Annotated in this window: 29 protein-coding genes; 17 read left to right on the top strand and 12 right to left on the bottom strand. The window is 61.5% G+C overall.

Translation table 11 applies throughout. The features are described from left to right. Positions 1-2 precede the first annotated feature (2 nt). From atpD to VWY75_RS13185, 3 genes are all read left to right on the top strand, one after another. A complete protein-coding gene (gene atpD / locus VWY75_RS13195) occupies positions 3-1,427 on the top strand; it encodes a F0F1 ATP synthase subunit beta (protein ID WP_340546252.1) in 1,425 nt (474 codons plus the stop codon). A gap of 11 nt (positions 1,428-1,438) precedes the next feature. Next, positions 1,439-1,852, top strand: coding sequence for a F0F1 ATP synthase subunit epsilon (locus VWY75_RS13190; protein WP_340546251.1), 414 nt, complete (start codon positions 1,439-1,441; stop codon positions 1,850-1,852). Between the two features lie 184 nt (positions 1,853-2,036). Further along, entirely contained in the window at positions 2,037-2,387 is a 351-nt protein-coding gene (locus VWY75_RS13185; protein ID WP_340546250.1) for an H-type lectin domain-containing protein, read from the top strand. Here the strand turns inward: VWY75_RS13185 and VWY75_RS13180 are convergent. Together VWY75_RS13180 and VWY75_RS13175 are read right to left on the bottom strand one after the other, a co-directional pair. Next, positions 2,384-2,761: a GFA family protein gene (locus tag VWY75_RS13180; protein ID WP_340546249.1), complete on the bottom strand. Its 378-nt coding sequence runs from the start codon at positions 2,759-2,761 to the stop codon at positions 2,384-2,386. The genes VWY75_RS13185 and VWY75_RS13180 overlap by 4 nt on opposite strands. A 138-nt stretch (positions 2,762-2,899) precedes the next feature. After that, a complete protein-coding gene (locus tag VWY75_RS13175) occupies positions 2,900-3,919 on the bottom strand; it encodes a ribose-phosphate pyrophosphokinase (protein ID WP_340546248.1) in 1,020 nt (339 codons plus the stop codon). A 215-nt stretch (positions 3,920-4,134) separates the two neighbouring features. On the opposite strand from VWY75_RS13175, the gene VWY75_RS13170 reads away from it, so the two are divergent. Beyond that, positions 4,135-4,989 (top strand): alpha/beta fold hydrolase, encoded by an 855-nt coding sequence (locus VWY75_RS13170; RefSeq protein WP_416539176.1) that lies wholly within the window; start codon positions 4,135-4,137, stop codon positions 4,987-4,989. A 114-nt stretch (positions 4,990-5,103) separates the two neighbouring features. On the opposite strand, the gene VWY75_RS13165 is transcribed toward VWY75_RS13170, so the two are convergent. After that, positions 5,104-5,532 carry a hypothetical protein gene (locus VWY75_RS13165; RefSeq protein WP_340546247.1) on the bottom strand — a complete coding sequence of 143 codons (429 nt, stop codon included), beginning with the start codon at positions 5,530-5,532 and terminating at the stop codon, positions 5,104-5,106. Between the two features lie 92 nt (positions 5,533-5,624). Here VWY75_RS13165 and VWY75_RS13160 point away from each other — a divergent pair, with 92 nt between their 5' ends. Continuing rightward, positions 5,625-6,527, top strand: a complete 903-nt coding sequence (locus tag VWY75_RS13160; RefSeq protein WP_416539143.1) for a LysR family transcriptional regulator — start codon at positions 5,625-5,627, stop codon at positions 6,525-6,527. A 67-nt stretch (positions 6,528-6,594) separates the two neighbouring features. Here the strand turns inward: VWY75_RS13160 and VWY75_RS13155 are convergent, their stop codons facing one another. From VWY75_RS13155 to VWY75_RS13135, 5 genes are all read right to left on the bottom strand, one after another. After that, entirely contained in the window at positions 6,595-7,629 is a 1,035-nt protein-coding gene (locus VWY75_RS13155; RefSeq protein WP_416539142.1) for a threonine aldolase family protein, read from the bottom strand. Next, positions 7,630-8,100 carry a YcgN family cysteine cluster protein gene (locus VWY75_RS13150; RefSeq protein WP_416539141.1) on the bottom strand — a complete coding sequence of 157 codons (471 nt, stop codon included), beginning with the start codon at positions 8,098-8,100 and terminating at the stop codon, positions 7,630-7,632. It lies immediately after the preceding gene. After that, positions 8,097-9,029 carry a bifunctional riboflavin kinase/FAD synthetase gene (locus tag VWY75_RS13145; RefSeq protein WP_340546243.1) on the bottom strand — a complete coding sequence of 311 codons (933 nt, stop codon included), beginning with the start codon at positions 9,027-9,029 and terminating at the stop codon, positions 8,097-8,099. The genes VWY75_RS13150 and VWY75_RS13145 overlap by 4 nt, the downstream gene beginning before the upstream one ends. Positions 9,030-9,104: 75 nt before the next feature. Further along, positions 9,105-9,548, bottom strand: a complete 444-nt coding sequence (locus VWY75_RS13140) for a MaoC family dehydratase (protein WP_416534992.1) — start codon at positions 9,546-9,548, stop codon at positions 9,105-9,107. A gap of 146 nt (positions 9,549-9,694) precedes the next feature. Next, a complete protein-coding gene (locus tag VWY75_RS13135) occupies positions 9,695-10,570 on the bottom strand; it encodes a TIGR01459 family HAD-type hydrolase (protein ID WP_340546241.1) in 876 nt (291 codons plus the stop codon). A 140-nt stretch (positions 10,571-10,710) separates the two neighbouring features. On the opposite strand from VWY75_RS13135, the gene VWY75_RS13130 reads away from it, so the two are divergent. Continuing rightward, positions 10,711-12,678 (top strand): methyl-accepting chemotaxis protein, encoded by a 1,968-nt coding sequence (locus VWY75_RS13130; RefSeq protein ID WP_374015557.1) that lies wholly within the window; start codon positions 10,711-10,713, stop codon positions 12,676-12,678. A gap of 658 nt (positions 12,679-13,336) precedes the next feature. Here the strand turns inward: VWY75_RS13130 and VWY75_RS13125 are convergent. Beyond that, positions 13,337-14,257 (bottom strand): manganese-dependent inorganic pyrophosphatase, encoded by a 921-nt coding sequence (locus VWY75_RS13125; protein ID WP_416539140.1) that lies wholly within the window; start codon positions 14,255-14,257, stop codon positions 13,337-13,339. Between the two features lie 213 nt (positions 14,258-14,470). Here VWY75_RS13125 and VWY75_RS13120 point away from each other — a divergent pair, with 213 nt between their 5' ends. The 7 genes from VWY75_RS13120 (at position 14,471) to VWY75_RS13090 (ending at position 21,615) form a co-directional block, all read left to right on the top strand. Beyond that, positions 14,471-15,181 carry a DUF2161 domain-containing phosphodiesterase gene (locus tag VWY75_RS13120; RefSeq protein ID WP_416539139.1) on the top strand — a complete coding sequence of 237 codons (711 nt, stop codon included), beginning with the start codon at positions 14,471-14,473 and terminating at the stop codon, positions 15,179-15,181. A gap of 169 nt (positions 15,182-15,350) precedes the next feature. Further along, entirely contained in the window at positions 15,351-15,638 is a 288-nt protein-coding gene (locus tag VWY75_RS13115; RefSeq protein ID WP_340546237.1) for a co-chaperone GroES, read from the top strand. Between the two features lie 75 nt (positions 15,639-15,713). Further along, positions 15,714-17,363, top strand: coding sequence for a chaperonin GroEL (gene groL, locus VWY75_RS13110; RefSeq protein ID WP_416534997.1), 1,650 nt, complete (start codon positions 15,714-15,716; stop codon positions 17,361-17,363). A 307-nt stretch (positions 17,364-17,670) separates the two neighbouring features. Beyond that, complete coding sequence (locus tag VWY75_RS13105; protein ID WP_416539138.1) at positions 17,671-18,564, top strand: HNH endonuclease; 894 nt, start codon at positions 17,671-17,673, stop codon at positions 18,562-18,564. Positions 18,565-18,656: 92 nt separating this feature from the next. After that, positions 18,657-19,538, top strand: a complete 882-nt coding sequence (locus tag VWY75_RS13100; RefSeq protein WP_416539137.1) for a DMT family transporter — start codon at positions 18,657-18,659, stop codon at positions 19,536-19,538. Positions 19,539-19,636: 98 nt separating this feature from the next. Continuing rightward, entirely contained in the window at positions 19,637-20,470 is an 834-nt protein-coding gene (locus VWY75_RS13095; RefSeq protein WP_416539136.1) for an esterase/lipase family protein, read from the top strand. Continuing rightward, positions 20,467-21,615 (top strand): alpha-D-ribose 1-methylphosphonate 5-triphosphate diphosphatase, encoded by a 1,149-nt coding sequence (locus VWY75_RS13090; RefSeq protein WP_416535001.1) that lies wholly within the window; start codon positions 20,467-20,469, stop codon positions 21,613-21,615. Before VWY75_RS13095 ends, VWY75_RS13090 begins: the two co-directional genes overlap by 4 nt. A gap of 149 nt (positions 21,616-21,764) precedes the next feature. Here the strand turns inward: VWY75_RS13090 and VWY75_RS13085 are convergent, their stop codons facing one another. From VWY75_RS13085 to VWY75_RS13075, 3 genes are all read right to left on the bottom strand, one after another. Continuing rightward, positions 21,765-22,841, bottom strand: coding sequence for a 5-(carboxyamino)imidazole ribonucleotide synthase (locus VWY75_RS13085; protein ID WP_416539135.1), 1,077 nt, complete (start codon positions 22,839-22,841; stop codon positions 21,765-21,767). Beyond that, positions 22,834-23,334 (bottom strand): 5-(carboxyamino)imidazole ribonucleotide mutase, encoded by a 501-nt coding sequence (gene purE / locus VWY75_RS13080; RefSeq protein ID WP_340546230.1) that lies wholly within the window; start codon positions 23,332-23,334, stop codon positions 22,834-22,836. Before purE ends, VWY75_RS13085 begins: the two co-directional genes overlap by 8 nt. A gap of 127 nt (positions 23,335-23,461) precedes the next feature. Continuing rightward, entirely contained in the window at positions 23,462-23,686 is a 225-nt protein-coding gene (locus VWY75_RS13075) for a YdcH family protein (protein ID WP_340546229.1), read from the bottom strand. Positions 23,687-23,864: 178 nt separating this feature from the next. Between VWY75_RS13075 and VWY75_RS13070 the strand changes: the two genes are divergently transcribed. The 4 genes from VWY75_RS13070 (at position 23,865) to VWY75_RS13055 (ending at position 26,514) form a co-directional block, all read left to right on the top strand. Beyond that, a complete protein-coding gene (locus VWY75_RS13070) occupies positions 23,865-24,278 on the top strand; it encodes an Hsp20 family protein (RefSeq protein ID WP_072505182.1) in 414 nt (137 codons plus the stop codon). Between the two features lie 5 nt (positions 24,279-24,283). Next, positions 24,284-24,508, top strand: coding sequence for a DUF1150 family protein (locus tag VWY75_RS13065; protein ID WP_340546228.1), 225 nt, complete (start codon positions 24,284-24,286; stop codon positions 24,506-24,508). A gap of 247 nt (positions 24,509-24,755) precedes the next feature. Next, positions 24,756-25,637 (top strand): PhzF family phenazine biosynthesis protein, encoded by an 882-nt coding sequence (locus VWY75_RS13060; RefSeq protein ID WP_416539134.1) that lies wholly within the window; start codon positions 24,756-24,758, stop codon positions 25,635-25,637. Positions 25,638-25,650: 13 nt separating this feature from the next. Continuing rightward, the gene (locus VWY75_RS13055) at positions 25,651-26,514 is read left to right on the top strand and encodes a hypothetical protein (RefSeq protein ID WP_416539133.1); all 864 of its coding nucleotides are present in this window, start codon (positions 25,651-25,653) and stop codon (positions 26,512-26,514) included. Positions 26,515-26,547: the final 33 nt, after the last annotated feature.

Genomic DNA, 26,547 nt, shown 5'->3' with positions numbered 1-26,547 from the left:
ACATGGCAAATGCAAAAGGCAAGGTGACCCAGATCATCGGCGCCGTTGTGGACGTGCAATTCGACGGCCACCTGCCGGCGATCTTGAACGCGCTGACCACCGACAACAATGGTAAGACCCTGGTTCTGGAAGTTGCCCAGCACCTCGGTGAAAACACCGTCCGTACGATCGCGATGGACGCGACCGAAGGTCTGGTTCGCGGTCAGGCTGTTGCCGACACCGGCGCACCGATCTCGATCCCCGTCGGCAACGCGACCCTGGGCCGCATCCTGAACGTCGTGGGTGAGCCCGTGGACGAGCAGGGCCCGGTGAACGCAGCGGAGACCCGTTCGATCCACCAGCCCGCACCCGAGTTCAGCGACCAGTCCACCGAATCCGAAGTGCTGGTAACCGGCATCAAGGTGATTGACCTGCTGGCCCCCTACGCCAAGGGTGGTAAAATTGGTCTGTTCGGCGGCGCCGGCGTTGGCAAAACCGTTCTGATCATGGAACTGATCAACAACATCGCAAAAGTGCACTCGGGCTTCTCCGTGTTCGCCGGTGTTGGTGAGCGGACCCGTGAAGGCAACGACCTCTACCACGAGATGATCGAATCCAACGTTATCAAGCCCGATAACCTGGAAGAATCGCAGGTGGCTCTGGTTTACGGCCAGATGAACGAGCCTCCGGGTGCGCGTGCCCGTGTTGCTCTGACCGGTCTGACCCTGGCGGAACAGTTCCGTGACCAGTCGGGCACCGACGTTCTGTTCTTCGTGGACAACATCTTCCGCTTCACCCAGGCGGGTTCCGAGGTTTCGGCTCTGCTCGGCCGTATTCCTTCGGCTGTGGGCTACCAGCCGACGCTGGCCACCGACATGGGTGCGATGCAGGAACGCATTACCTCCACCAAGAACGGCTCGATCACCTCGATCCAGGCTGTGTATGTTCCCGCGGACGACCTTACCGACCCGGCACCGGCAACCACCTTTGCCCACCTGGACGCGACCACCGTTCTCAACCGTTCGATCTCGGAACTGGGTATCTACCCGGCTGTTGACCCGCTCGACTCCACATCGCGCCTGATGGACCCGTCCATCGTGGGCGAAGAGCATTATGCTGTGGCCTCCGACGTTCAGCAGATCCTTCAGCGCTACAAGTCGCTGCAGGACATCATCGCGATCCTCGGCATGGACGAACTGTCCGAAGAGGACAAGCTGACCGTGACCCGCGCGCGTAAGATCCAGCGCTTCCTGTCCCAGCCGTTCGACGTTGCAAAGGTCTTTACCGGCGCAGACGGCAAGCAGGTTCCGCTTGAGGACACGATCGCGTCGTTCAAAGCCGTTGTGGCTGGCGAATACGACCACCTGCCCGAAGGTGCCTTCTACATGGTTGGCGGCATCGACGAGGTGATCGCTAAAGCCGAGAAAATGGCTGCTGACGCGGCCTAAGGAGGGCCCTGATGGCTGATACGATGCAATTCGACCTCGTGAGCCCGGAGCGCCGCCTGGCGTCGCTCCCGGTGACCGCGGTAATGATCCCCGGCGCGGAAGGCGACATGACGGCTATGGCCAACCATGCGCCGACCATCACCACGCTGCGTCCGGGTGTCCTGCGGGTTGAAGGCCCGCAAGGCACATCGGAATATCTGGTCACCGGTGGCTTTGCTGAAATCGGCGCTGACGGTCTGTCTGTCCTTGCTGAAAAGGCAATCCCCATGGACCAGCTGACGCGCGCGCAATTGGACGAGCTGATTGAAGAGGCCCGCACGACCTACAAGACCGTGCAGGAAACCGATCAACCGCATGGTCTCGTTGAAGACGCGGCCAAGCTGCTCGCTGACATGGAAGCCCTGGGCACCCACATGAGCCTCTGATCCGTCAGAGCCATGGCAAAACACGATAAACCGGCCCCTTGCGGGCCGGTTTTGTTTTTTGGCAGAGTTGCAGGACAGGCGGCGCACTCGCCCGCGCCCTGTGCACCAGGCTTTGCGCAGGTCGGGCGGTGCGCAGAGCGGGCAGGGAAGAGATCGGGCAGGGGTTCAAGGGGGCGGAAACAGTATGAAACGTGTACAGAGCCCCCGCCTTGGGGTGGATCAGGGCGATATCGAGATCTTCTCGGAGTTCGAGAATGGCGGCAGCATGTGGACCGGAACCGGCCCGCGCGAACGTCGCCGCGAGGTGCGCTTTTCCGAGCCCTTTGCCGAGCTGCCTGCGGTGCATCTCTCCAGCTCGCTGGTGGACATCGATTCAGGGGCCGCCATCCGGGCGGAGCTGGTCGCCGAGAAGATCACCCACCAAGGATTTGACGTGGTGTTTCGCACCTGGAATGACAGCCGCGTCGCGCGGATCCGGGCCTCCTGGCTGGCGATCGGTACGCTGCCCTTTGCCGATGACTGGGACGTGCCCTAACTCGGGTCTCTGTCGCGGTCAAAACGGGTCAGACCCGGAAACGCGGGCAGCCAGCTCTCGCGGCGCAGGCACCAGCCTTCATAGCTTGGCAGCAGCCCGTCCGTGGTTTCGAGCGCACCCAGATGCAGCTCGATCTCATCGCCGCTTCGGGCAAAAACCGACGAGCCGCAGATACCACAGAAATGGCGCCCCCTGTAATGCTGCGGCCTGCCATCAACAGTGACAGCCGATGCCGGGAAAATCGCAGCCGCGTAGAACAACGCGCCATGGTGCTTGCGACAGTCGCTGCAATGGCAGATGCCAACCCGGAGCGGCGCACCGGAGGCGCTGATACGGATGGCGCCGCACAGGCAGCTGCCCTGATGGTGCTGCATCCTCCTGCCTCCCCGCTTTAAGCCACGCGCCAAGCCTAACGTGCTGGGCGGCGTGCCGTCGATAGCGGCAAGACGAAAAACCCCACGCGCTGGGTTCCGGGCGTGGGGTCAAAGAGCTTGGCCGATTGGCGGCGCTGTTTAGCCGTTGCGCGACAGCGACTCGTAGATCGGAACCAGCGTCTTGTCCTCGAACAGAGAGGACACGGAGGTGCCGTGCCAGATATTGAGAATGGCCTGAGTGAACAAGGGCGCGGTCGGCAGGATGCGAATATTCGGCGCGCCAAGGACCGCTTCGGTCGGCTGAATGGTGTCGGTCAGCACCAGCGATTTCATCACCGAGTTTGTCACGCGCTCAACAGCCGGGCCGCTCATCACACCATGGGTGATATAGGCGTGGACCTCCTTGGCCCCATTGTCGAGCAGCACCTGCGCCGCCTTGCACAGGGTGCCGGCTGTGTCGCACATGTCGTCGATGATCAGGCAGATCTTGTCGGTGACATCGCCAATCACGGTCATTTCGGCAACCTCGCCCGCTTTCTCGCGGCGTTTGTCGACGATCGACAGAGGCGCGTTGATGCGCTTTGCCAGTTCACGGGCGCGGGCCACACCGCCGACGTCCGGTGACACGACCATGAGTTCGTCCATGCTGTCCTTGAACTGGTTTTTCACATCCAGAGCAAAAATCGGCGAAGCATAGAGGTTGTCGACGGGGATATCGAAGAAGCCCTGGATCTGGGCCGCGTGCAGGTCCATTGTCAGAACCCGTTCGATGCCCGCACCGGTCAGCATATTCGCCACCAGCTTGGCCGAGATCGGCGTGCGGGCCTTGGTGCGGCGGTCCTGGCGGGCATAGCCGAAATAGGGGATCACGGCGGTGATACGCTGGGCAGAGGAGCGGCGCAGGGCATCTGCGATGATCAAGAGCTCCATCAGGTTGTCATTGGCCGGGTTCGAGGTCGGCTGAATGATGAACATGTCCTCACCGCGGACGTTCTCATAAACCTCGACGAAGATTTCGCCGTCGTTGAACCGCTCGACCCGGGCATCTACGAGGCCCTGATCAACGCCGCGGTGCATCGACATGCGGCGGGTAATGGTTTCGGCAAGCGGAAGATTGGCGTTCCCAGCAATCAGCTTGGGTTCGTTCAAAGTCGGCATTGGCTGTTATCCCCAGGCAGCAATGGCAGTGTGACAGATTCGTGATGTTGAACCCCGCTTAGCATGGGCGTACCGTCGCGCCTAGATTTAATGCGGGAGAACAGGCCCATGGTGGCAAACGACAGGGCAGGGGAAACCTGCTGGAGTTGCGCAGAGGAGCAGCGAAGAAGGACCTTGGTTGACGGTGGCATCGCGACCGCAAAAGGGCAGTCATGATGGCGGAAATCTCGGCCGGGCTGGCGCAGCCCGTGGTCACCCATTCCTTTGGTCGCGGCAATCGGCAGGTTCTGGGAGTCCATTGCTCCCTTGCCCATTCCGGTGCCTGGCGTGGTCTGGCGACCATTCTGGAAGAACATGTGACGATCTCAAGTTTCGACATGCTGTCGCACGGGCGCAGTCCCGATTGGGACGGTGAGGGGCTTTTGCAACTGCGCAATGCCGAGGCCGGTCTGGCCCTGATCGAGTCGAAAAACCTTGCCAAGGACGGGCCGATTGACCTGCTGGGCCATTCCTTTGGTGCCACGGTGGCGCTGGCAATGGCGCAGATGCGGCCTGACCTGGTGCGCTCTCTGGTGATGATCGAACCTGTGTTTTTTTCGCTGGGGACAGCGACGACGACCGATCCCGAGGCGCTTGAGGCGCTGCGCCGGGACCACATGACCGTTCGCGAAACCTATCTCAACGGTGATGTGGAGCAGGCGACTCGCCTGTTCAACCGGGCCTGGGGAGCAGGCCATCCGAAATGGCCAGATTTGCCCGAAAGCGCCCGCAGCGCCATGGTCCGCAGTTTTCCGGCGGTGATGGCCTGCGATACGCAGATCTACGACGATATGCTGGGCGTGCTGGAACCGGATAAGCTGGCGCTGCTGACGATGCCCTGTCTGCTGATTGATGGCGGCAAAAGCCAGCCCATCATGCATGAGGTCATTCGCGCTCTTGCCGCACGACTGCCGGAGGTGACCTGCCGAAGGGTCGAGGCGGCGGGACATATGCTGCCGATCACACATCCGGCCGAGACGGCGGCTCTGCTGCAAAGCTTCTGGCCGGACGTGGCGCTGGCGCAGGCCTAGGCCCTAGCCGATGCTGCACGGTCCCGAGGGGGCGTTCCCGTAGCAAGAACCCGAAGCGCGCCAGAGGCGGCTTCGGGTTTTTCAGCTTGCGACGTCAGGGCGCGTGAGTTGGCCTCAGAGATCGGTCACCGTGGTGACGGTTTCGCGGAAATAGTCAATCTTGCCGTCCTTCTGATGGGACAGGATGAAGGTCACGCTTTCCACCATACGATCCCGCACCGCGTAGTGATAGCGCTGCTGGAACCGGGTGTTATACCAGCCATCCCCCAGATCCTGTGATGTCAGATCCACGATTTTTGTTCCCTGGGGGAAAACTTCGGGGCCAAGCCGGGACAGGATCACGCCAAAGCCCTCGATATCGGTGGCCTGTTGCCAGCTGACGTCGACGCCATCGCTGTCGCGGTAATGGTCGATGCGAAAATCGATATCCGGCGCGATAAAGCCCATCAGGGCGGGGTCGCCTGCCTCGAACAGGCGCAGCAACTGCTCGATTTCGGGGGCGGTTGTGGCTTGGGGCGCGGGGGCGAGGGTGGTTGCGGACATGATGCTCTCCTGTTGAGTGGTGCCGACAGGATGGCAAAGATACCGACTATAGGGAATTGCTCTGGAGGCTATCCATGTTATAGTTTGAAGCTATGGATGATCTGACACCGCTACGATATTTCCGGGCTGCCTATGAAATGGGAACCTTCAGTGCTGCGGCACGGGCCTGCGAGGTGCGCCAGCCCTCGGTCTCGGCGGCAATTGCCCGACTTGAGCAACGGTATGGCGGCCCGGTGTTTCGGCGCGGTCGGGATGGTCTGACGCCAACCGCGCTCGGGCATGAACTCTATCAGCAGGCAGGTGGGGTGCTGGCGCAGATGAGCCAGCTTGAGGCGCGGCTAAAGGGGCATGTCGCGCAAACGGTAAGGGTGTTCTGCGCGCCCGACGTCTTGATGGCGGCATTTGAGGATGGGCTGGCCCGGATCCGGCGGGCGGAACCACAGGCGCAGTTTCAGTTCACCGAGGATCCCACGCAGGCGGATCTGCATTTTGCGGCTGAGAGCTGCCTGCCACGGGGCTGCGGTTTTCATCCGCTCTGGCAGGAGCGTTATGGTCTCGGTCTGCCCTCCGGGCATCCTCTGGTGGCAAAACCGCAGCTGACGCTGGCAGATCTTGCGGATGAGGCCCTGATTGCGCGCCCCTATTGCCCCAGCGCGGACCGGTATCTGGCTGAACTGGCGCGGGATTGCGGCGGGACGGGGCTGCGGGTGGCGGCCAGCGCGATACATGATGCCCAGCTGATGGATCTGGTGGCTGCCGGTTTGGGAATGGCGCTGATGCCAATGTCCCATGGCGATGCTCACAGGGGCATTGTGCTGCGGGAGATTTCGGACGTCGACCCGGTAACGCGGGTGGTTGGTGTCGGCTATCGCAAAACAGGATTTGCCGACGCTATGGCGCGGCATTTCCTGAGCCGCCAGAGCTTCATGGGTGCTGGCGCCGGGGGTGGCAGCGCTCCGGGTGGCGGGCCTGCGATGACCGCTGAGCCGATGTGACCGGGAGCCGCCGGTGAGCGGCAAACCGGCGTCCCATTAGGAGGTGGCGGCCCAACCGCGATATGTGTCAGAGTAGCGCGAGAAACGCGTCTATCTGGTCGTCTTCTATGGACCAGTCGCAGACGAACCGCGCGGTGACCTCTTCGTCCGCTGCGCCTTCCAGGCCGCCGTCCCAAAGGTGATAGACCGCGCCGGCGTCGAACAGCCGCTGGTGGGTGGCGCGTGGCAGGGCGGCAAAGATCATGTTGGCCTGCGGATCATGGCTGAACTGTGCGCCTTTGCTGCGCAACCCTTCCGCCAGACGCGCTGCCTTGGCATTTGCCGCGCGGGCGTTATGCAGCCAGAGATCATCGGTCAGATAGGCCAGCATCTGCGTTGACAGATAGCGATGCTTGGAGAACAGATGCGCCCCGCGTTTGCGGCGATATTCGAACTCCTGCGCTTTGGCTGGGTCAAAGAAGATCACCGCCTCAACCCCCATGCAGCCGTTTTTGGTGCCGCCAAAAGACACCGCATCCACGCCTGCCTTCCAGGTCATCTCGGCGGCGGTGCAGCCCAGCGTCACCAGCGCATTGGTGAAACGTGCACCATCCAGATGCACCGGCAGACCGTAGGATTTTGCAACCTCGCAGAGCGCGCGCAGCTCTTCGACCGAATAGACCGTGCCAAATTCCGTCACCTGCGTGATCGAGACGGGACCGCGCTGCGGCCCGTGGACGCCGCGATTTTCCTCGCCCTCAAGGGCTTGGCGCAGATCGGCGGGGGTCATCTTGTCAGCATCGGTCACCAGCGTCAGCTTGGCGCCGCCGGTGTAGAACTCAGGCCCGTTGCATTCATCGACGTTGATATGGGCCTGTCGGGTGCAGAACAGCGTCTGCCAGGGCTGCGACAGGGTCGAAAGGGCCAGTACATTGGCGGCCGTGCCGGTTGCGACGAGGTAGATCGCTGCGTCCGGGGCGTCAAAGATCTCGCGGATGCGGGTGGTGACCTGTGCCATCTCGTCATCTGCACCGTAGCCCATGGCATAGCCAGTGTTGGCCGTTGCAAGGGCTGCCAGAATTTCAGGATTGGCCGGACCGGAGTTGTCAGAGGCGAAATGCATTTAGAGCGGCTCCTCGATTATATGCTCTTCCCAGTCTTCTTCGGGAGTGTCGAATTCCGATACGGTCCAGCCCCGCACCGAGACACCGGCCTCATGCACGCTTGCGGGATCACCGGTGATCAGCGGGTGCCAGTCGGGCAGCGGCTTGCCTTCCCAGAGCAGGCGATAGGCGCAGGTCTGTGGCATCCAATAGGCGTGGGTGTCCAGATTGTCGGGCTTCAGCACGATACATTCGGGGACAAACTGATGGCGGTTCTCGTAGTGGGCGCAGCGGCAGGTGGCATCATCCAGCAGACGGCAGGCAACCCGGGTCAGCGCTACTTCGCCGCTGTCTTCATCCTCCAGCTTGTTCAGGCAGCATTTGCCACAGCCATCGCAGAGCGCTTCCCACTCGCGGTTGTTGAGCTTTGTCAGCGGCTTCTTTTCCCAGAAGCGCTTGCTCAGCCCGTTGCGGTCAATGCCCTGGCTCATAGCGCCGCCAACAGCTGGCGCGCCGTGATGCAATCAGCGTCCATCTGGGCCAGCAGCCCCTCCAGCCCGTCGAAGGTCATTTCCGGGCGCAGGTATTCGACCAGCCCCACAGACAGCGTCGCGCCATAGAGGTTGCCGGTGAAATCGAACAGGAAGGTTTCAATATTGGGATGGCTGCCATCGAACATCGGGCGCACCCCGACGGAGGCGGCGCCATGATAGCTGCCCCGATAGGGGCCATCCAGCACATCGACCAGCACGGCATAGACGCCAAAGGCGGGCTGATGCAGCCCGTCGATCGACATGTTCGCCGTGGGATAGCCCAATTCGCGGCCGCGTTGTTCGCCGCCAATGACCTCGCCTTCGATCCGGTGCCAATGGCCGAGCATATTGGCGGCATCGCGCGGCCGCCCGTCGCTGAGCGCGCGGCGGATGGCGGTGGAGGAGACCGTGTCCTCGGAATATTCCATCAGCGGCGCCACGGTGACGCCGAACCCCATCTGGTCGCCAAAACGCTGGAGATCGTCGGCAGAGCCGGCGCGACCCTTGCCGAAACAGAAATCCGAGCCGACGACGACATGACGCAGGCCTAGACCGTCGGCAATCACCTTGCGGGCAAAGCCCTCGGGCGTGAGACCGGAGAGGGCGGCATTGAAATTCAACTGGTAGAGACGCTCCACCCCCAGTTTTTCCAGCCGCGATGCCCGGGCTTCGGCCGACATCAGGCGAAACGGCGGGGCATCGGGGGCGAAGAACTCCCGCGGGTGAGGTTCGAAGGTCAGGACCCCGAGCGGCGCCTCGGGCACAGCGTCGCGGGCCAGGTCGATGACCGATTGATGGCCGCGATGGACACCATCGAAATTGCCGATGGCGGCAGAGGCCCCACGATCCTTTGGATCTACGAATTGAAAGTCACGGATAATGCGCATGGCCACTGCCTAGCCGCGCCGGGGCGCGCTTGCAAGAGCCATGCCACGGGGCGCCACAGCTTGGCGGCCATCGCGTCAGTCGAACTTGCGTGACGGCGCCATCACCATGGCTTCGCCGACCAGCACCTTCTTGCCCTCCACCATGCAGCGGCAATCCAGCTTGACCCGGCGTTTGTCGATCTCGATGCCGGTCACCTCGACCTCCGCAAGCACGAGATCGCCGGGGCGGACGGGGGCAAGAAACTTCAGGGACTGGCTCATGTAGATGGTGCCATGGCCGGGCAGTTGCTCGCCAATTACGGCAGAGATCAACCCGGCAGTCAGCATCCCATGGGCGATGCGCCCCTGAAACATGGTGTCCTGCGCGTAATCTTCATCCAGATGCACCGGGTTATGGTCGGTTGAGACCTCGGCAAACATCTCGATATCCTTGTCCGTCACCTCTTTGCGCAGATAGCGGACCATCCCCATTTCGATATCTTCGATGCAGATCGTTCCGCGCGGAAAATTGTCCAACATATGCCTCTCCTGTTGCCGTTGCTCTGCGAAAAATTGCGCGGTGCTGTCTACGGGTCGCGGGTCGAACCTGAAACAATCGGGCAAATGCAGACTTGTTACGGCAACTTTATTACTTTGCAGTCGCAGAAAGGCAAGTGTTTTCTCCGTTAGCGCAATCTGCCGATAGAATAGGTCGGTGCAGATTTTTCCTTTTCCAAATAGGTGCTTAGCGCGGCTTCATCGGGCTGGTGGTCGGTTTTGGTCTCTTTTGCTGCAAGTCCACCTGTAATGAAGAGTGAGTCCAGACCTTCGCCCATTGCGCCCGAGATATCGGTGTGGGGGCCGTCACCGATCGCCAATATATCACGGTCGGCGATATCCAGGCCCAGCTCCGCCAGACGCCGCCGCGCCAGATCGTAGATCGGCGGGTGGGGCTTGCCGAAGTACAGGCTCTCGCCGCCCATTTCCGTATAAAGCCGCGCCAGCGCCCCGGCGCACCATTCGCGCGTCTCGCCGCGATCAACCACGATATCGGGATTGGCGCAGAGTAGTTTCAGCCCCATCTGCTTGGCATAAAGGAAATCCGGGCGGTTCACATCCGGGTCGGCCTGCGTATCGAAGGGGCCGCAGCAGACAATACCCTCGGCCTCCTTCAACGGAACGCGGGTCACATCAATCGGATCGTCCAGCATCTTCAGCGGCTCAAAGAAGCCGGCATCGCGCTCCCATTCACCCATGAAATAGACCTTGCGGCCAACGGCACCGCTGAACATGGCGGCGCGTGCGGAATCGCCGGAGGTGGCAATGGTGTCATAGGCATCCTGAGGGACGCCGAAGTCGCCAAGCTGTGCCGCAACCCCCGCCCTTGGCTTGGGCGAGTTGGTCACCAGCACAACAACACCGCCTGCCGCGCGATAGGCCTGCAAGGCAGCCACGGCCTCGGGGTAGGCGGTGATACCGTTGTGCACACAGCCCCAAAGATCGACAAACAGGGCTTTGTACTGGCTTGAGACCTCGGCGAGGGAGGCAATGAGTCGGGTCATGGGACAGGTCTTTCACATGGGATTTCGGCTGTTCAAGCTATGCCAGAGCCTGCGGAATTTGACCAGATCGGCGATGTTTCCGGTTTTTTAACAACAGAGGCGTAGAACAGGTCGAGGCTACAACCCAGAGGTGTGCGGTAATGTTTCGAACGATGTCAACAAAAACCCGATTTATTATTTCGGGTGCGGTATCCGTTTTTGCGATTGTTATATTGGCTCTGATATCTGTCTACAGCCTGTGGCAAAGCGAACTGGAGCTTGAGCGGCAGATTGATGTAACCAAAACGGTGCGCCACGAGCTGAAGGTCGACCTCCTGCATGAAGAGTTGCACGCGGAAGTGATCTATCTCGTGTTTGCCGGGGATCATGCGACCGCAGCCGAGAAAGAGGCGCTGCGCGCACGAGTGGTCCAGGCCAGCGAGGAGCTTCGCAAGAATCTGGAATTGCTGAAAAACGATTCCTTGCCACCAAAGGCGCTGGCGCAGGTCGAGGGGATGGTGGCGGAGGTTGATACCTTTGTCGGTCAGGGCGTCGCCCTGGCAGAGCTGGCCGTCACCGACCCGGTCGCCGCGGAGGCTGCTGTCGATGCCTTTCAGGACAGTTACGCGGCCCTCAATGAGAAATTGCACCCGTTGAGTGACTGGATTGAAACCTCGGCGGTCGAAACCGCAAAGGCGGCGCGGGCACATGACATGCTTCTGCTTTATGTCCTCCTGGGAACATCCGCCCTGTTGGTCTTGGTGACGCTCTATAACGCGCGCAAGATGACCATGAACATTGTGCGCCCGATTGATCGGCTGCGCGAAGCCCTGCGCGAAGTCGCAGAAGGGGATTTTGGCATCAAGGTCGCTGAGCGGATGCGCGGTGACGATTTTGGCGAGATCGCCCGCGATATCGACCGTGTGTCGGCCCGGGTCATCAGCGAGCTGGAGAAACAGAATACCCTGCGTGTGGAGGGTGAGCATGTCATCGACCGGCTGCGTCAGGGCCTGCAGGCGCTGGCGTCCGGGAACTTCAGCGTTCGCATCGCAGAGAGCTTTGGCGAGGCCTATGATCCGCTGCGGATGAATTATAACGAAACGGTCGATAAACTGAATGAGGTGATGGCCCAGGTGGTCAAGGCAAGCGCCGCGATCCAGGCGCAATCCGATGAAATCCGGTCCGGTGCTGAAGACATGTCTGCCCGCACCGAAAGCCAGGCGGCCACGCTGGAGCAAACGGCTGCCGCACTGGAAGAAATGACGGTCAGTGTCAACAACTCCGCCCAGAACGCCAAAGCCGTCGAAAGCGCTGTGGATTCCGCGCGCAAGGATGTTGAAAACAGCGGCCGGGTCGTGGAGGGCGCGATCGAGGCGATGAATGAGATCGAACGCTCGTCCGGGCAGATTTCGCAGATCATCGGCGTGATCGACGACATTGCCTTCCAGACCAACCTGCTGGCATTGAACGCTGGTGTCGAGGCGGCGCGGGCAGGTGAGGTCGGCCGCGGTTTTGCCGTCGTCGCCTCCGAGGTGCGGGCCTTGGCGCAACGGTCATCGGATGCCGCCAATGAGATCAAGTCGCTGATTTCGGCCAGCACCAGGACGGTGGAAGAGGGCGTGGAGAAGGTCGATAGCGCCGGCAAGGCCCTGTCGCAGGTTGTCGGCGAGGTGGTCAATATCGCCACGCTTGTCTCTGGTATCTCTTCGGAATCCGGTGAGCAGGCGCAGGGGCTGAACGAAATCAACATCGGTGTTGCCCAGCTGGACAATGTCACCCAGCAGAATGCCGCGATGGTTGAGGAATCCGGCGCTGCCATCCTGAAGATGAACAGCGAGACCTATGGTCTGAACCAGATCGTCAGCCAGTTTGTTCTGCTCTCAGCAGATGGTGCCGCAGGCCGCGCACCCTCAGCGGCGGAGCGCGCAGCGGCCGTTGTCGAGGCAGGTCACCCGGATGAGGAGCGTTGGGAAGACTATAACGAAGTCTCCGCCCATGGGCCTGTTTCCGGCGATGGTATCGATGATTGGGACACCGACCGCGCATCGCTGCACAAGTCCGTGGGGTCGAAAGCAGGGGATGCCGGTGACGATTGGGCGGATCGGGATGCGGTTGCCAATTTCGCCTGACGGCCTGAGCGCCTGATAGTCGTCTGTGGGGCACGGTAGGCAGCTGACCACGCGCCGGTTTCGGGCTTGCCGCCTGCCGCGCGTGGCGGCCTGTCACCTGGGATCGGGCGTCAGCTTCGCCCGGTGCAATCTGAACCGACCGGCCTCGGTCAGCCGATGCCTGTGAGCGAATCGGGCGCCCGCGACTTTATGGCAGGATTGCCAGCGCCAATGCCTTTGCATGACGGAAATGCCAATGCCGGTCGATAGATCCACGTCACCTCTGGCGGTGCTGGCTCCTTTGCCGAGGCGCTGACGCCGGTCGCGGCGCTTTGGCCCCTTTTGCACCGGGGCGGGCTGGGATGACTTAGGTATCCGTGGCTTACTTTCGCCCTGAGGCGTGATTTGCTGGAGTGTCATCCGGGGACCGCGACACGGGCAACCACAGCAATTGGTCAATGCGCACAGCAGATGCGGCAAACAGAGGTCCGGGGGGATCAGCAAGAGGGTGGCGATCGCTCTGCGCGTGCTACCAGCACCTGGTTGCCGGTCGATCCAAACACGCGGTGGTATCACCCGGAGATCGGACCGCCGGCTACTGCGGGTCCATCATAAAAGATGCGGGCCTCCTCAGAAGACCCGCATCTTTCGCATTTCATAGGCTCGAAGGCGCCGGGCCTTAGATTGCCAGATTGGGGATGATCTGTTTCTTGCGGCTCATGATCCCCGGCAGCACAACGCTATCGCCCTCCGCTGTGGCGCCAAAGCTCTTGGCCGCGAGGGTTTTCACCAGGTCGTTGGGCACCAGAAGAGTGGCTTCTTCCTTCAGGATATCCACCACAAAGAGCAGAACCTGATCAACGCCATCTTCGGCAGCGACGGTTGTCATGGTTTCCATCAGCGACGCCTTGCGATCCAGCACCACGGCGGGAGCGGTGGTTTCCAGAACCGAGACCCGGAATTTGGTGCCTTCGACCGCGTATTCCTTGGAATCCATCCGCAGCAGCTCTGCGTCGGAGAAGGCCGAAACATCGGATTTCGCGGCAAACATCTCGGCGGCATAGGTGGCGATATCGACGCCGAGATCTTCGGCCAGGCTATAGGCCACGGCTTTGTCTTCCTGGGTGGTGGTCGGCGAGCGGAATTCCAGCGTGTCGCTCAGAATGCAGGTCAGCATCGCGCCTTTGATCTCGCGTGGTGCCTGCGCCAGATCGCTGCCGATCATTTTCCACATGATGGTCGCGGTGCAGGCGACCGGCTCGATGCGGATGTCGATGGGGCCTTTGGTTTCCAGCCCGCCGACCAGTTTATGATGGTCGATGATCGCACGAACGTCAGCGCCATTGATATTGGCGGGCAGTTCGGCCGGGTTGTTGGTGTCGACGATGACGACAGGCTGATCATCGGCCACATCGCTGATGATCTCCGGCTTTTCCAGCCCCCAGTGTTGCAGCATGAAGGCCGCTTCGGTGTTGGGCTCGCCCAGCAATTTCGGAGCGGCTTCGACACCTTTGATCTGGTTCAGATACCACGACCAGATGATGGCGGAGCCGGTGGAATCGGTATCGGGGGATTTATGGCCGAAGACGAAGGTAGTCATTGAAGTGTGTCCTATGCAGATGCCGGAATTTTGCGCGTCTTATAGGTGGGGGCGGCGATCTTGTCACCCCGGCCCGTTGTCTCGTCAATGCAGCTATGCCGTCCGTGCAGATCAGGGCAGCGCAGGCGCGCCAAGAGCGCCAATGGCTGCGGATCATTGCCCTGATTTGGCGAATGGCTTTTCCTCGGCTGCGGCTGGGGGTAGCATTGCGCCATGACCCGCGAAGATCAGCTTTATCCGCCCGTGAAGGCCCTGTTGGAACAGCAGGGGTATACCGTGAAGGGGGAGGTGGGGGCCGCTGATGTGGTTGCCTGCCGGGGCGATGAACCACCGGTTATTGTCGAGCTGAAGTTGCGGTTTTCACTGTCGCTGTTCCATCAGGCGATCACGCGGCTTGCGCTGAGCGACCTCGTTTATATCGCTGTGCCGAAACCCGCTGGCCGCCAGGCGCGGCGGGTGCTGAAGGACAATCTGGCGATGTGTCGGCGTCTGGGGCTGGGGCTGATCACGGTTCTGCCGGATGGTCGGACGGAGGTCCAGTGTGATCCGGGGCTTTATGCGCCGCGAAAATCTGCCAAGAAACAGGCGCGGCTGCTGCGCGAATTCCAGCGCCTGCAGGGGGATCCGAATGCCGGTGGGGCCACTCGCCACGGGATCGTGACCGCCTATCGCCAGGACGCCCTGCGCTGTGCCGCCCATCTGGCAGACCACGGGCCGAGCAAGGGGGCCGCCGTGGCCAGGGCAGCGGGCGTCCCGCAGGCCACCCGGATCATGGCGAGCAATCACTATGGCTGGTTCGTGCGGGTCGCCACCGGCATTTATCAACTGACCGAGGCCGGTCAGGCGGGGCTGGTTCATTGGGCGCATAGCTGGGAAGCGCTGGGGGCCGACGATGGGACACCGGCCGAGGTGGGCCCTGCGTGATGGCCGCGGCAGAATATTGCCATAAAATTTCCCAACCAACCTGTTGACAGGACCGCACGCCCTGCCTAGCTATTCCTTCGTTAGCACTCGGCAGTATTGAGTGCTAACACCCTCTGCGGGGAGCAGGGGGGCGAGACAACAACCTTTGAGCCTTTAAGGAGCTACAAAGATGGCATTGAAACCGCTTCATGACCGCGTGCTGGTCCGTCGCACCGAAAGCGAAGAAAAAACCGCCGGTGGTCTGATCATCCCTGATTCCGCCAAGGAAAAGCCGAGCGAAGGCGTCGTCGTCGCAACCGGCGAAGGCGCACGCAAGGACAGCGGCGAGCTGATCGCAATGGCTGTTTCGGCTGGCGACAAGATCCTGTTCGGCAAATGGTCCGGCACCGAGGTCACCGTCGACGGCGAAGAGCTGCTGATGATGAAGGAAAGCGACATCATGGGCATCATCGAGTAAGACACCGGGTTTTTCCCAAGTCTGCTCTGATCTCTGATCGCTTAAACCCACAGAATTTCTCTAGGAGAGTAAAAAATGGCTGCTAAGGACGTCAAATTCGACACCGATGCCCGCAACCGTATGCTGCGTGGCGTCAACATTCTGGCCGACGCCGTGAAAGTGACCCTGGGCCCGAAAGGCCGCAACGTGGTTCTGGACAAATCCTTCGGCGCACCGCGCATCACCAAGGACGGCGTGTCCGTGGCGAAGGAAATCGAACTGGAAGACAAGTTCGAGAACATGGGCGCCCAGATGGTGAAGGAAGTTGCTTCCCGCACCAACGACGAAGCCGGTGACGGCACCACCACCGCAACCGTTCTGGCTCAGGCCATCGTCAAAGAAGGCCTGAAGCAGGTTGCAGCCGGTCTGAACCCGATGGACCTGAAGCGCGGCATCGACCTGGCAACCTCCAAGGTTGTTGAAGCGATCAAAGCCTCGGCCCGCGACGTGAAGGACAGCGACGAAGTTGCGCAGGTTGGCACCATCTCCGCCAACGGTGAAGCAGAAATCGGCCGTCAGATCGCTGACGCGATGCAGAAAGTCGGCAACGAAGGTGTTATCACCGTCGAAGAAAACAAGGGTCTGGAAACCGAGACCACTGTTGTCGAAGGTATGCAGTTCGACCGCGGCTACCTGTCGCCCTATTTCGTCACCAACCCCGACAAGATGGTTGCAGAACTCGACGACTGCATGATCCTGCTGCACGAGAAGAAACTGTCGTCGCTGCAGGCAATGGTTCCGCTGCTTGAGCAGGTGATCCAGTCGCAGAAACCGCTGCTGATCATCGCTGAGGACGTCGAAGGCGAAGCGCTGGCAACCCTGGTTGTCAACAAGCTGCGCGGCGGTCTGAAAATTGCTGCTGTCAAGGCACCGGGCTTCGGCGATCGCCGCAAGGCCATGCTGCAGGACATCGCAATCCTGACCGGCGGCCAGGTCATCTCCGAAGATCTGGGCATGAAGCTCGAGTCCGTCACCATGGACATGCTGGGCACCGCCAAGAAAATCGAAATCACCAAAGACGAAACCACCATCGTTGACGGCGCTGGCGAGAAGGCCGAGATCGAAGCACGCGTTGCCCAGATCCGCACCCAGATCGAAGAGACCACCTCTGACTACGACCGTGAGAAGCTGCAAGAGCGCGTTGCCAAACTGGCAGGCGGTGTTGCCGTGATCCGCGTCGGCGGCATGACCGAAGTGGAAGTGAAAGAGCGCAAAGACCGCGTCGACGATGCTCTGAACGCAACCCGCGCAGCCGTGCAGGAAGGCGTCATCGTTGGTGGTGGTGTTGCTCTGGTTCAGGCCGGCAAGGCACTGGACGGTCTGGAAGGTGCAAACTCCGACCAGAACGCCGGTATCATGATCGTTCGCAAGGCCATCGAAGCGCCGCTGCGCCAGATCGCCGAGAACGCCGGTGTTGACGGTGCCGTGGTTGCGGGCAAGATCCGTGAATCCTCTGACAGCAGCTTTGGCTACAACGCCCAGACTGATGAATATGGTGACATGTTCTCCTTCGGCGTGATCGACCCCGCCAAAGTGACCCGCACCGCGCTGGAAGATGCAGCCTCGGTCGCAGGCCTGCTGATCACCACCGAAGCCATGGTTGCCGACAAGCCCGCCAAAGAAGGCGCGGCAGGTGGCGGCATGCCCGACATGGGCGGCATGGGCGGCATGGGCGGCATGATGTAATCACAAATCCCCTTGGGATTTGGGATGAGGCAAAAGGCGATTGGCTGCAGGTTCGTTATCTGGGCCAATTCGCCGGAAGCCCACCGCTGATGACTGGAAGAATTAGGGGCTGCCTTCGGGCGGCCCCTTTTCGTTTCGCGGGGAGAGAGAAGGCCCGCCTTGCGGGCCTGCCTCCGGCGGGAGTATTTTTGGAAAGGTGAATGAGGGGGGGGGCGTCGCAGCGTCGGCATGTTTGGCCAGAAAGAGGGGATGATGCCTCTTGTCTCTTCTCTTTTCGTTTTCGAAACAAAGGCCTAAAGTTGCCGCCATGGTCAAAGCAGTTTTTATTCAGTCCTCGCATTCGGGTTATGACGACCAGCCTGGAAAAGCGTATCATTTCCCGAAGAAGCTCTATTTGAGCCGGGTCGAGCAAACCGTGGGCGACTGGGTCATCTTCTACGAGGGGCGGCGCGGCGGCGGTAAAGGGTACCATGCTGTACAGCGTGTCCTGAAGGTGCAGGATGACCCTGAGGACCCAGCATTGGCCTATGCGCTGCTGGACACAGGCAGTGAGCTGTCCTTTGAGAATTTTGTTCCCCGATGGGTAGAGGGGCAGGGACCCTATGAAACCGGGCTGCCACGGTCGCGCGGCAGCAACACAAGCGCGGTGCGGCTGATCTCCGACGCGGATTTTGCGCGCATTATCAATGCCGGCCTGACTGCGCGCGAAGAGCCGAATGCCATTCCGCGTACCGGGGATTTCACCGCAGAGCCTGGTTTTGCCGAAGCACAGGTCGCTTTTGAATCCCCAAATGGACCTCGCGAAACGCTGCTGTCCCAGCGGGCCTTCCGGGATCGTAGTTTTGCAAGACAGGTCAAACATGCCTATGGCGGCCGCTGTTCGGTGTCGGGGCTGGAGTTGCGCAATGGCGGCGGGCGGCCGGAGGTCGAGGCCGCCCATATCGTGCCGGTTTCGGAATCTGGTCCGGACACGGTGCGCAATGGGCTGGCCCTGTCGGGAACGGTGCATTGGATGTTTGACCGAGGTCTTCTGTCGATCAGTGACGACCATGAGGTGCTTGTTGCGAAGAAGGCGGTGGATGACGCGACGCTGGATCGTTTGCTGCTGCCGGACCGGCGATTGATTGAGCCTGTGAACCCCGCATTCAAACCACACAGATCATATCTCCGCTGGCATCGGGAGAATGTCTTTAAGGGTTAGAGGCGCTTCGGGGCACATGTTCAGTCGAAGATAGATCTCTGACACGAAAATATCACTGGTCCGAAGTTGGTTTGCACGATAGCAGCCACTTCATGCGCCTGTTTCTTCTTGTCTTCCTCACCATGGTGGCCTTTGCCGCCAATTCCATTCTCAGCCGACTGGCCATCGGAGGCGGGCATATGGAGGCCACGAGCTTTGGCCTTTTGCGTGTGCTGTCCGGGGCGGTCACGCTGGTTGGGCTCTGTGCCCTCAGCGGGCTGTCGCTGAGACGTGATCGACGCCAGACCTTCTGGGGGGCGGCGGCGCTTACGACCTATATCGTCGGGTTCTCCATCGCCTATGAGGACCTGGATGCAGGGCTTGGCGCGCTGATCCTGTTCGGCGTGGTGCAGGTGTCGATGTTCCTGTGGGGGGCGCTGCGGGGCAGTCCGGTCGCGCCGGGGCAGATCGCTGGCGCGGCAATTGCTCTGGTCGGGCTTGCTGCGGTGGTCTGGCCGACCGACGGTGTGCCAGCGGCGCCGCTGGGGGCCTCATGCCTGATGGCGCTGGGCGGTCTTGGATGGGCGGGCTACAGTCTGCTCGGACGGGGCGCAAAGGCACCACTGGCGGCAACGGCTGTGAATTTCGCGGCGGCGAGCGTGATCATGGTGCCCGCGGTGCTGATCTTCGGCGCGGACATCGTCATCTCTCCATGGGGCGTGGTGCTGGCCATTGTGTCCGGCGCAGTAACCTCGGGCCTTGGCTATGCGCTCTGGTATCACGTCTTGCCACAGCTTGCGCCCGCCGTGGCTGCCACGGTTCAGCTGTCGGTGCCGGTGATCGCGATCCTTGCCGGTGCGGTTGTGCTGGGAGAGGTGATTGGCCTGCAGCTGACCATTGGCGCGATCTCTGTTCTGGGCGGTATTGCAATCGTCGTCCTGTCTGGGCCGGGGCGCAGGCGGGCGGCGGGCATCCCGGCGGGCAAAGAGGGCTAAGGCGCCGCGTCACGGCTCTGGGAATCGCGGTCTGCTCTTTCCGTTGAGGTGAAATGCCCCTATCTGCGGTGTCACGACCCCTTGAGACCGCGAGCACAATGACCCGACATTCCACCACCTTCTTAGCCAGTATTTCGGCATGTGTCGCCGCGATCCTGTGTCTTGCTCCGGGATTGGCCCGTGCAGATTGCGCGATCCTGCTGCACGGTCTGGCGCGCAGCGAAATCTCGCTGGCGGTTATGGGGCAGGTGCTGGAGGCGCGCGGCGTCAAGGTCGTGACACCCGGGTACCCGTCAACCGACAAACCGGTGGCGGTGCTTGCCGCGGAGACGCTGCCGGATGCGGTCGGGCAATGTGCGGAGCAGATATCACAAGGCGAGCAGATCCACTTTATCACCCATTCGATGGGCGGCATCCTGCTGCGCCACTGGTTGCGGGAAAACCGGCCAGAGGCGCTGGGGCGGGTGGTGATGCTGGCCCCTCCCAACCACGGCAGCGAATTGGTGGACGAACTGGGCGATTGGGAGGTCTTTGGCCTGTTGAACGGGCCTGCGGGGCTGCAGCTGGGAACCGGCGAGGACAGCCTGCCCAACCAGCTGCCTGCTGCCAGTTTCCCGGTTGGGATCATCGCCGGGCGCTTCTCGCTCAACCCGGTGTTTTCGGCCATCATTCCGGGGCCGGATGACGGCAAGGTGTCGGTGCAGAGCACATATCTGGAGGGCATGGCGGATCACATCGTGTTGCCCGTGACCCATACTTTCATGATGAATAATCCGCAGGTTATTGCGCAGGCGTTGCATTTCCTCGACAGGGGGCGCTTTGACCCCGATCTGACATGGTTTGAGTCCATCACGGGTGAAATAGAGGAGGCCTGTGCCGGTGGTCGGTGCAGCGCCGATGGGGATCAGCTGCAAGGGGAGGCCCGGCCATGAGCACGCTTGAACTGACATTGACCGGTGCAGATGTACTGCGCCCGGACGGGATGGAGCGCGGTGGCGTGCTGGCGCTGGCAGCAGGTCGGATCCAGGCCGAGCGGGCGGGGCGGCAGATTGACCTGACCGGATATCGGATCCTTCCTGGGATCGTTGACTGTCACGGCGATGGGTTCGAACGTCACCTCGCGCCCCGGCGCGGTGCCATGAAACAGATGGTCGAAGGGGTGATCGCCGCAGAGGCAGAACTGGCGGCAAACGGCATCACAACCGGTGTTCTTGCCCAGTTCTACTCCTGGGAGGGGGGGCTGCGCGGTCCCGACTTTGCAGATCAGGTCTTTGAAGGGATCAAATCCGCAAAACCCCGTGTCGTTACCGATCTGATTCCGCAGCTGCGGTTTGAAATCCACCTGCTGGAGGCCTACGATGATCTGCCGTCACAGATCGCGGGGTGGCAGGTCCCCTATGTCGTCTTCAACGATCACCTACCTCATGACCGGCTTGCGCAAGGAAAAAAGCCCCCCCGGTTGACCGGCCAGGCGCTCAAGGCAGGGCGTAATCCGGAGGTTCACTGGCAGATGTTGCAGCAGATGCATGCCCGCAGACCCGAAGTGCCCGCGGCGCTGGATCAGCTGGCCGCAAAGCTTCAGGCCGCAGGCGTCTGTTTGGGCAGCCATGATGACCATACAGCGGATGACCGCATCACCTGGCGCCACCGCGGCGCGCGGATCTCCGAGTTTCCCGAAACAATGGAGGCCGCAGAGGCCGCGACATCAGCGGGCGACCCTGTCATCCTCGGCTCACCCAATGTGGTGCGCGGAGGCTCACACAAGGGCAATGCCTCGGCGCTTGATCTGATCGCCATGGGGCTCTGCGATGCGCTCGCCTCCGACTATCACTACCCCAGTCCGCGCCGGGCGGCTCTGATGCTTGAGAAAACCGGTGTTCTGGATTTTGCCTCAGCCTGGAGGCTGGTGTCAGCAGGCCCGGCGCGTATCCTCGGGCTGGAGGACCGCGGAGAGCTAAGGCCCGGACAACGCGCCGATCTCGTGATCCTTGACGCCCAGGGTGGTGTTGCAGCCACGCTCTCGGGCGGCAGGGTCAGCTATATGAACGGCGATGTGGCAGGCCGCTTTCTGGTCTGACAGATCCGCCGCGTCGCCGGGAGGAGAGCGCCGCGCATCAGGCCGGATGGCCCTCTTTGCGGCGCGTAAAACCGGCGGGGCCGCTTTTACTGCCCTGCCGCCATCTTCTGGCTCAAAATATCCCGGGTTTGGGGCAGAGCCCCAATTGGTCAGGTCTGTGGCAGTTGCACCCGGTTCACATGGCCCATCTTGCGGCCCGGCTTGGCTTCGGTCTTGCCGTAGAGATGGATGGCGCAGCGGGTTTCCTGAGCCAGCTCAGGGATCCGGTCCACATCGGCACCGATCAGGTTCTCCATCACCACATCGCAGTGCCGCTGCCCATCGCCAAGGCTCCAGCCAACAATTGCGCGGATGTGTTGTTCAAACTGATCTACGGTGCAGCCATTCTGCGTCCAATGGCCGGAATTATGCACCCGGGGAGCGATTTCATTCACGATCAACCCCTGTGGCGTGACAAAGAGTTCGACCCCGAGGACGCCCACATATTCCAGCGCATTCAGGATCTTGCCTGCCATCAGGACCGCGTCCATACGCTGTCCGGCGCTGAGGCGCGCGGGCACTGTCGTTGTATGAAGAATGCCGTCGCGGTGAACGTTCTCACCGGGATCAAAACAGGCGATCTCGCCGCTGACGCCGCGCGCGGCGATCACTGAAATCTCATGGCTGAAGGTGACAAACCCTTCCAGGATCGAAGGGGCGCCTGCCATCTCGCTCAGCGCGGTGGCTGCGTCTTCAGGCGCCTTGATCCGGGCCTGCCCCTTGCCGTCATAACCGAAGCGGCGGGTTTTCAGGATCGAAGGGGTGCCGATTGTTGCCAGCGCCGCGTCGAGGCTGGCCTGATCGGCAATATCGGCAAAAGCTGCGGTGCTCAGGCCGAGATCCTGCAGAAAGGTCTTTTCGGTCAACCGGTCCTGGCTGATCCGCAGGGCCTCACGGCCGGGGCGGATGGGTTTGTGCTGTTCCAGCAGGTCCAGCGCCGACGTCGGGATGTTCTCGAACTCATAGGTGATCACATCAACAGAGGCGGCAAAGCCTGCCAGCGCGTCCGCGTCCTCATAGCTCGCGGTTGTCACCTTATGGGCGACATCTGCGGCCGGGGGATTTGCACTCGGCTCGAAGATATGCGTGCGAAAGCCGAGACGGGAGGCGGCGACCGACAACATGCGGCCCAGCTGGCCACCACCGAGAATGCCGATGGTGGCGCCTGTGTTCAAACGATCAGTCATCAACCGGTTCCTCTGGGATCGAAGCGGAAAGAGCCGCGCGCCAGTCGTCGAGACGCCGGGCAAGTTCGGGATCCTGCAAGGCCAGAATTCCGGCGGCCATCAATCCGGCATTTGCTGCACCGGCGGCGCCGATGGCCATGGTCGCAACCGGGAAGCCCTTGGGCATCTGCACGATGGAATAAAGCGAATCAACACCGGAGAGGGCGCGGGTCTGAACCGGCACACCAACCACCGGAACGCGGGTTTTCGACGCGACCATACCGGGGAGGTGGGCGGCCCCGCCGGCGCCTGCGATGATCACCTGCAGACCACGTTCGGCGGCAGATTTGCCGTAGCTCCACAGCCGGTCCGGGGTGCGATGGGCCGAGACGATCTTTGCCTCATAAGGCACGCCCAGTTCGTCGAGGAGGGTGGCGGCTTCTTTCATGGTTGGCCAGTCGGACTGACTGCCCATGATGATGCCCACTTTGATGTCGGCGGTATGCTCTGGCATAGGCTCGGATCCTGTCATGCCGCGGGCCTGCGAACCCGCTGGGTTGGAGGAAGCGCGCACTATAGAGAACCCTGTGCATCGCGCAATGCGGCATTGGAGCTGTCGGGCGCGTTGGCTGGATGGGGGATCAGGCGATGATATCCGGTGTCAGCCGGTCTTCGATCAAGGCAATCTTGTCTTTCAGGATCAGCTTCTGCTTCTTCAATCGCTGAATGGTCAGCTGATCGCTGGTCCCGCGCTCCTGCAGGGCCACGATTGCTTCGTCCAGATCGCGGTGTTGCCTGCGAAAGACCTCCAGCTCCACCTGTAAAACATCGTCGGTTTTCATGGAGATATCGGTTGGTGCGTTCATTGGCGACTCGTCGGCTGGCGGGTTAATCTTTGGCGAATATTACGCTTTTAGAGGCTTTTGCGCCAGCGCCGCGGTGCCTTGGGCTTGTGAAAACAGATAAAACATCCATATTCTTAGGGAAGCGGTCGCCATAATGGGGCCGTCACCATACGTCGCTTTAGAATCAAGGACGAAACCCGTGTCTAAACTCACACTTGGCTCGTATCCGCATATGTTGGGATTTGAGCAGCTGGAACGCCTGTTGGAACGCTCGGCCAAATCCGGGAACGAGGGCTATCCTCCCTATAATATCGAACAAACCTCAGATCATTCCTATCGCATCACGCTGGCGGTGGCCGGCTTCGGCGAGGCGGATCTGGCGATCACTGTCGAGGACCGTCAACTGGTCATCCGGGGACGCCAGAGCGATGACAGCGATGGCCGGGTGTTTTTGCACCGGGGCATTGCCGCGCGGCAGTTTCAGCGCATGTTTGTGCTGGCGGATGGGGTCGAGGTGGGGGAGGCCATTATGGAAAATGGCCTCTTGCATGTCGACCTGACCCGATCGCGGCCCGAAACCGTGGTTCAGACGATCAATATCAAGAAGGGGTAAGACAGATGCATACAGCCTATCAGTTCAACGATGCCGACAGCCGCATTGTCTATGTCAAGGCGGTTGATGTCGCGGATCTCCCTGCGGAGGTTCAGGCCGGTGCCGCCGGTCGCAGCCACCTCTATGCGGTGCATGATGCCGCTGGTGAACAGCTGGCCCTGGTCAGCGACCGGAAAATGGCCTTTGTTCTGGCGCGGCAGCATGATTATGCGCCGGTGCCGGTGCACTAATAGATATTGCCGCACGGCGTGAGCAACGCCAGCGCAGGTGATTGCAAGCGGATCGGGCGCCATACCCATGGCGCCCTTTTTGTTGGGCGGGTGACAGCTGCGGCGGGGCTCTCAGGCTGTCCGGCAGGCGCTGCGCGCAGGTGCAATCAAAGGGGCAGGCGGCAACTCCGGACCCAAATCCGCTTGCGATGCCGCGTGCGGCGTGATCTTGCTGACGCAGGACCGTGATCACGCCGGGGAGGGTACATTGCGATACGATTTTGACTGGGTAGATGCCTTTTCGGGCCGGGCCTTTGGTGGCAACGGCTGCGCGGTGGTCCATGGCGGCGCCGGGCTGAGCGATGAGATCTGCATGGCCTATGTGCGCGAGACCTCGCTGGTGGAATGCACCTTCACCGGCCCGTCACAGGTTGCCGATGTGCGGGTGCGCTATTTCCTCGCCAGCCGCGAGATCCCTTTTGCAGGCCATCCGACCATTGCCACCGTGGCAGCCTTGCGCGACCGTGGCCTGATGGAGGGCGATGCGATCACGCTGGAGACCGGAGCCGGTCTGGTGCGGGTGAGCATGGCGGATGATCTCATTGAAATGACCCAGATCGCGCCAGAATTCGGCGCCTTTGCCGATCCGCAGCTGGTCGCGGCGGCGGTTTCGCTGCCGGTGGAGGCGATTGTTGGCCGACCGCAGCGGGTGTCGACCGGATTGCCGTTCTGTATCACGGTGTTGCGGGACCGTGCCGCGCTTGAGGCCGCGACGCTGGATGTGCCGGCGCTGGCCCGGCTGGGGGCGGCAATGGGTGCCGACGGAATCGACATGATGGAACCGTTTCTGGTGACCTTGAGCGGTGCCACCGCCGAGGGGGACACATTCTCGCGGCTGCTGATGGCCCCGCCGAGCCCGCCGGAGGATCCATTTACAGGCTCGGCGACCGGCGCCATGGCCGCCTATCTGTGGCACCACGGTCTGATGGAGTCCGACCGTTTCATCGCCGAGCAGGGACATGGCCTTGGCCGTCCCGGTCAGGCTGTGGTGACGCGGGTTGGCCCGGCGGATGCGATTGAGGGCGTGCGGGTGGCGGGCAGTGGCTATGTTCTGATGCGCGGCACCGTAGATCTGCCAGACCTCGGCTGACAGAGGGCGGACTGTGACGCGCGAGCCTGCCATTGCGGTGGTGCCCTATGGGGCAAAGCTGAACCGGGCCTTTGCCAATCGCGAGCTTGCAAGCCTGCACTGGCCGTTCGGTTGCCCCGGCGATCTGATCGGCGGGCGGGTCTCGGATCTTGCAGCGCAAGACCATCTGATTGTCTGGGCAAAAACCGGAATGCACCTGCCGGGGCGCTGGCCCTGTCGGGCGGGGATCTCCATGATGGTGATGGAGCCCAAAATCATGTCGTCGTTGCACCACCGGCTGCTGCCCTGGACCTGGCGGCGGTTCTTTCGGGTGTTCAGCTATAATGAGGACTTGCTGGCGGGCATTGGCAACGGGCTTTTCCTGCCCTTCGGCACCACATGGGTGCCTGAGTGGCAGGAGCTGGCGATAGAGAAACGTGCCGATCTTTCGATCATCGCCTCAGCCAAGCGGAACCATCCGGGCCACAAGCTGCGCCATGACGTGGTCGAACATCTGAGGCGCAGCACGCCCGAGGTGGCCATCCTCGGGCGGGGATACCAGCCGTTTGAGGCAAAATCCGACGGGCTGGCGCCCTACCGCTATAGTGTGGTGATCGAGAATGTCCGCGAACGGAATTATTTCTCAGAGAAGCTCATCGACGCGGTTCTCTGCGAAACGGTGCCGATCTATTGGGGCTGCCCGAATATCAGCGATTTCTTCGATCCTGCCGGAATGATGATCTGCTCTACCGGCGAAGAGATACGCGCGGCCATCGCGATGATATCGCAGGATGATTACACGGCGCGGCTGCCGACGCTCAGGGCGCTTAAGCCGGAGGCTGCGCGATATGGCAGTATCGAGCGCCGCGCGGCGGAGGCGCTTCGGGCCAGCCTTTAACCCCATGCGTGAGGCGAAAAAGGCCGCCCGATC

Origin of the sequence: Phaeobacter sp. JH20_08 (genome assembly GCF_048056635.1) — a bacterium.
In the GTDB taxonomy this organism is placed as follows: domain Bacteria; phylum Pseudomonadota; class Alphaproteobacteria; order Rhodobacterales; family Rhodobacteraceae; genus Phaeobacter; species Phaeobacter bryozoorum.
The sequence above is the reverse complement of the archived record's forward strand: the minus strand, read 5'-3'. Positions and strand labels throughout refer to the sequence as shown.

Excerpts from the sequence above, each read along its gene's own strand:
- atpD (WP_340546252.1), top strand. The coding sequence starts at position 3 with ATGGCAAATGCAAAAGGCAAGGTGACCCAGATCATCGGCGCCGTTGTG.
- VWY75_RS13190 (WP_340546251.1), top strand. The coding sequence starts at position 1,439 with ATGGCTGATACGATGCAATTCGACCTCGTGAGCCCGGAGCGCCGCCTG.
- VWY75_RS13185 (WP_340546250.1), top strand. The coding sequence starts at position 2,037 with ATGAAACGTGTACAGAGCCCCCGCCTTGGGGTGGATCAGGGCGATATC.
- VWY75_RS13180 (WP_340546249.1), bottom strand. The coding sequence starts at position 2,761 with ATGCAGCACCATCAGGGCAGCTGCCTGTGCGGCGCCATCCGTATCAGC.
- VWY75_RS13175 (WP_340546248.1), bottom strand. The coding sequence starts at position 3,919 with ATGCCGACTTTGAACGAACCCAAGCTGATTGCTGGGAACGCCAATCTT.
- VWY75_RS13170 (WP_416539176.1), top strand. The coding sequence starts at position 4,135 with ATGGCGGAAATCTCGGCCGGGCTGGCGCAGCCCGTGGTCACCCATTCC.
- VWY75_RS13165 (WP_340546247.1), bottom strand. The coding sequence starts at position 5,532 with ATGTCCGCAACCACCCTCGCCCCCGCGCCCCAAGCCACAACCGCCCCC.
- VWY75_RS13160 (WP_416539143.1), top strand. The coding sequence starts at position 5,625 with ATGGATGATCTGACACCGCTACGATATTTCCGGGCTGCCTATGAAATG.
- VWY75_RS13155 (WP_416539142.1), bottom strand. The coding sequence starts at position 7,629 with ATGCATTTCGCCTCTGACAACTCCGGTCCGGCCAATCCTGAAATTCTG.
- VWY75_RS13150 (WP_416539141.1), bottom strand. The coding sequence starts at position 8,100 with ATGAGCCAGGGCATTGACCGCAACGGGCTGAGCAAGCGCTTCTGGGAA.
- VWY75_RS13145 (WP_340546243.1), bottom strand. The coding sequence starts at position 9,029 with ATGCGCATTATCCGTGACTTTCAATTCGTAGATCCAAAGGATCGTGGG.
- VWY75_RS13140 (WP_416534992.1), bottom strand. The coding sequence starts at position 9,548 with ATGTTGGACAATTTTCCGCGCGGAACGATCTGCATCGAAGATATCGAA.
- VWY75_RS13135 (WP_340546241.1), bottom strand. The coding sequence starts at position 10,570 with ATGACCCGACTCATTGCCTCCCTCGCCGAGGTCTCAAGCCAGTACAAA.
- VWY75_RS13130 (WP_374015557.1), top strand. The coding sequence starts at position 10,711 with ATGTTTCGAACGATGTCAACAAAAACCCGATTTATTATTTCGGGTGCG.
- VWY75_RS13125 (WP_416539140.1), bottom strand. The coding sequence starts at position 14,257 with ATGACTACCTTCGTCTTCGGCCATAAATCCCCCGATACCGATTCCACC.
- VWY75_RS13120 (WP_416539139.1), top strand. The coding sequence starts at position 14,471 with ATGACCCGCGAAGATCAGCTTTATCCGCCCGTGAAGGCCCTGTTGGAA.
- VWY75_RS13115 (WP_340546237.1), top strand. The coding sequence starts at position 15,351 with ATGGCATTGAAACCGCTTCATGACCGCGTGCTGGTCCGTCGCACCGAA.
- groL (WP_416534997.1), top strand. The coding sequence starts at position 15,714 with ATGGCTGCTAAGGACGTCAAATTCGACACCGATGCCCGCAACCGTATG.
- VWY75_RS13105 (WP_416539138.1), top strand. The coding sequence starts at position 17,671 with ATGGTCAAAGCAGTTTTTATTCAGTCCTCGCATTCGGGTTATGACGAC.
- VWY75_RS13100 (WP_416539137.1), top strand. The coding sequence starts at position 18,657 with ATGCGCCTGTTTCTTCTTGTCTTCCTCACCATGGTGGCCTTTGCCGCC.
- VWY75_RS13095 (WP_416539136.1), top strand. The coding sequence starts at position 19,637 with ATGACCCGACATTCCACCACCTTCTTAGCCAGTATTTCGGCATGTGTC.
- VWY75_RS13090 (WP_416535001.1), top strand. The coding sequence starts at position 20,467 with ATGAGCACGCTTGAACTGACATTGACCGGTGCAGATGTACTGCGCCCG.
- VWY75_RS13085 (WP_416539135.1), bottom strand. The coding sequence starts at position 22,841 with ATGACTGATCGTTTGAACACAGGCGCCACCATCGGCATTCTCGGTGGT.
- purE (WP_340546230.1), bottom strand. The coding sequence starts at position 23,334 with ATGCCAGAGCATACCGCCGACATCAAAGTGGGCATCATCATGGGCAGT.
- VWY75_RS13075 (WP_340546229.1), bottom strand. The coding sequence starts at position 23,686 with ATGAACGCACCAACCGATATCTCCATGAAAACCGACGATGTTTTACAG.
- VWY75_RS13065 (WP_340546228.1), top strand. The coding sequence starts at position 24,284 with ATGCATACAGCCTATCAGTTCAACGATGCCGACAGCCGCATTGTCTAT.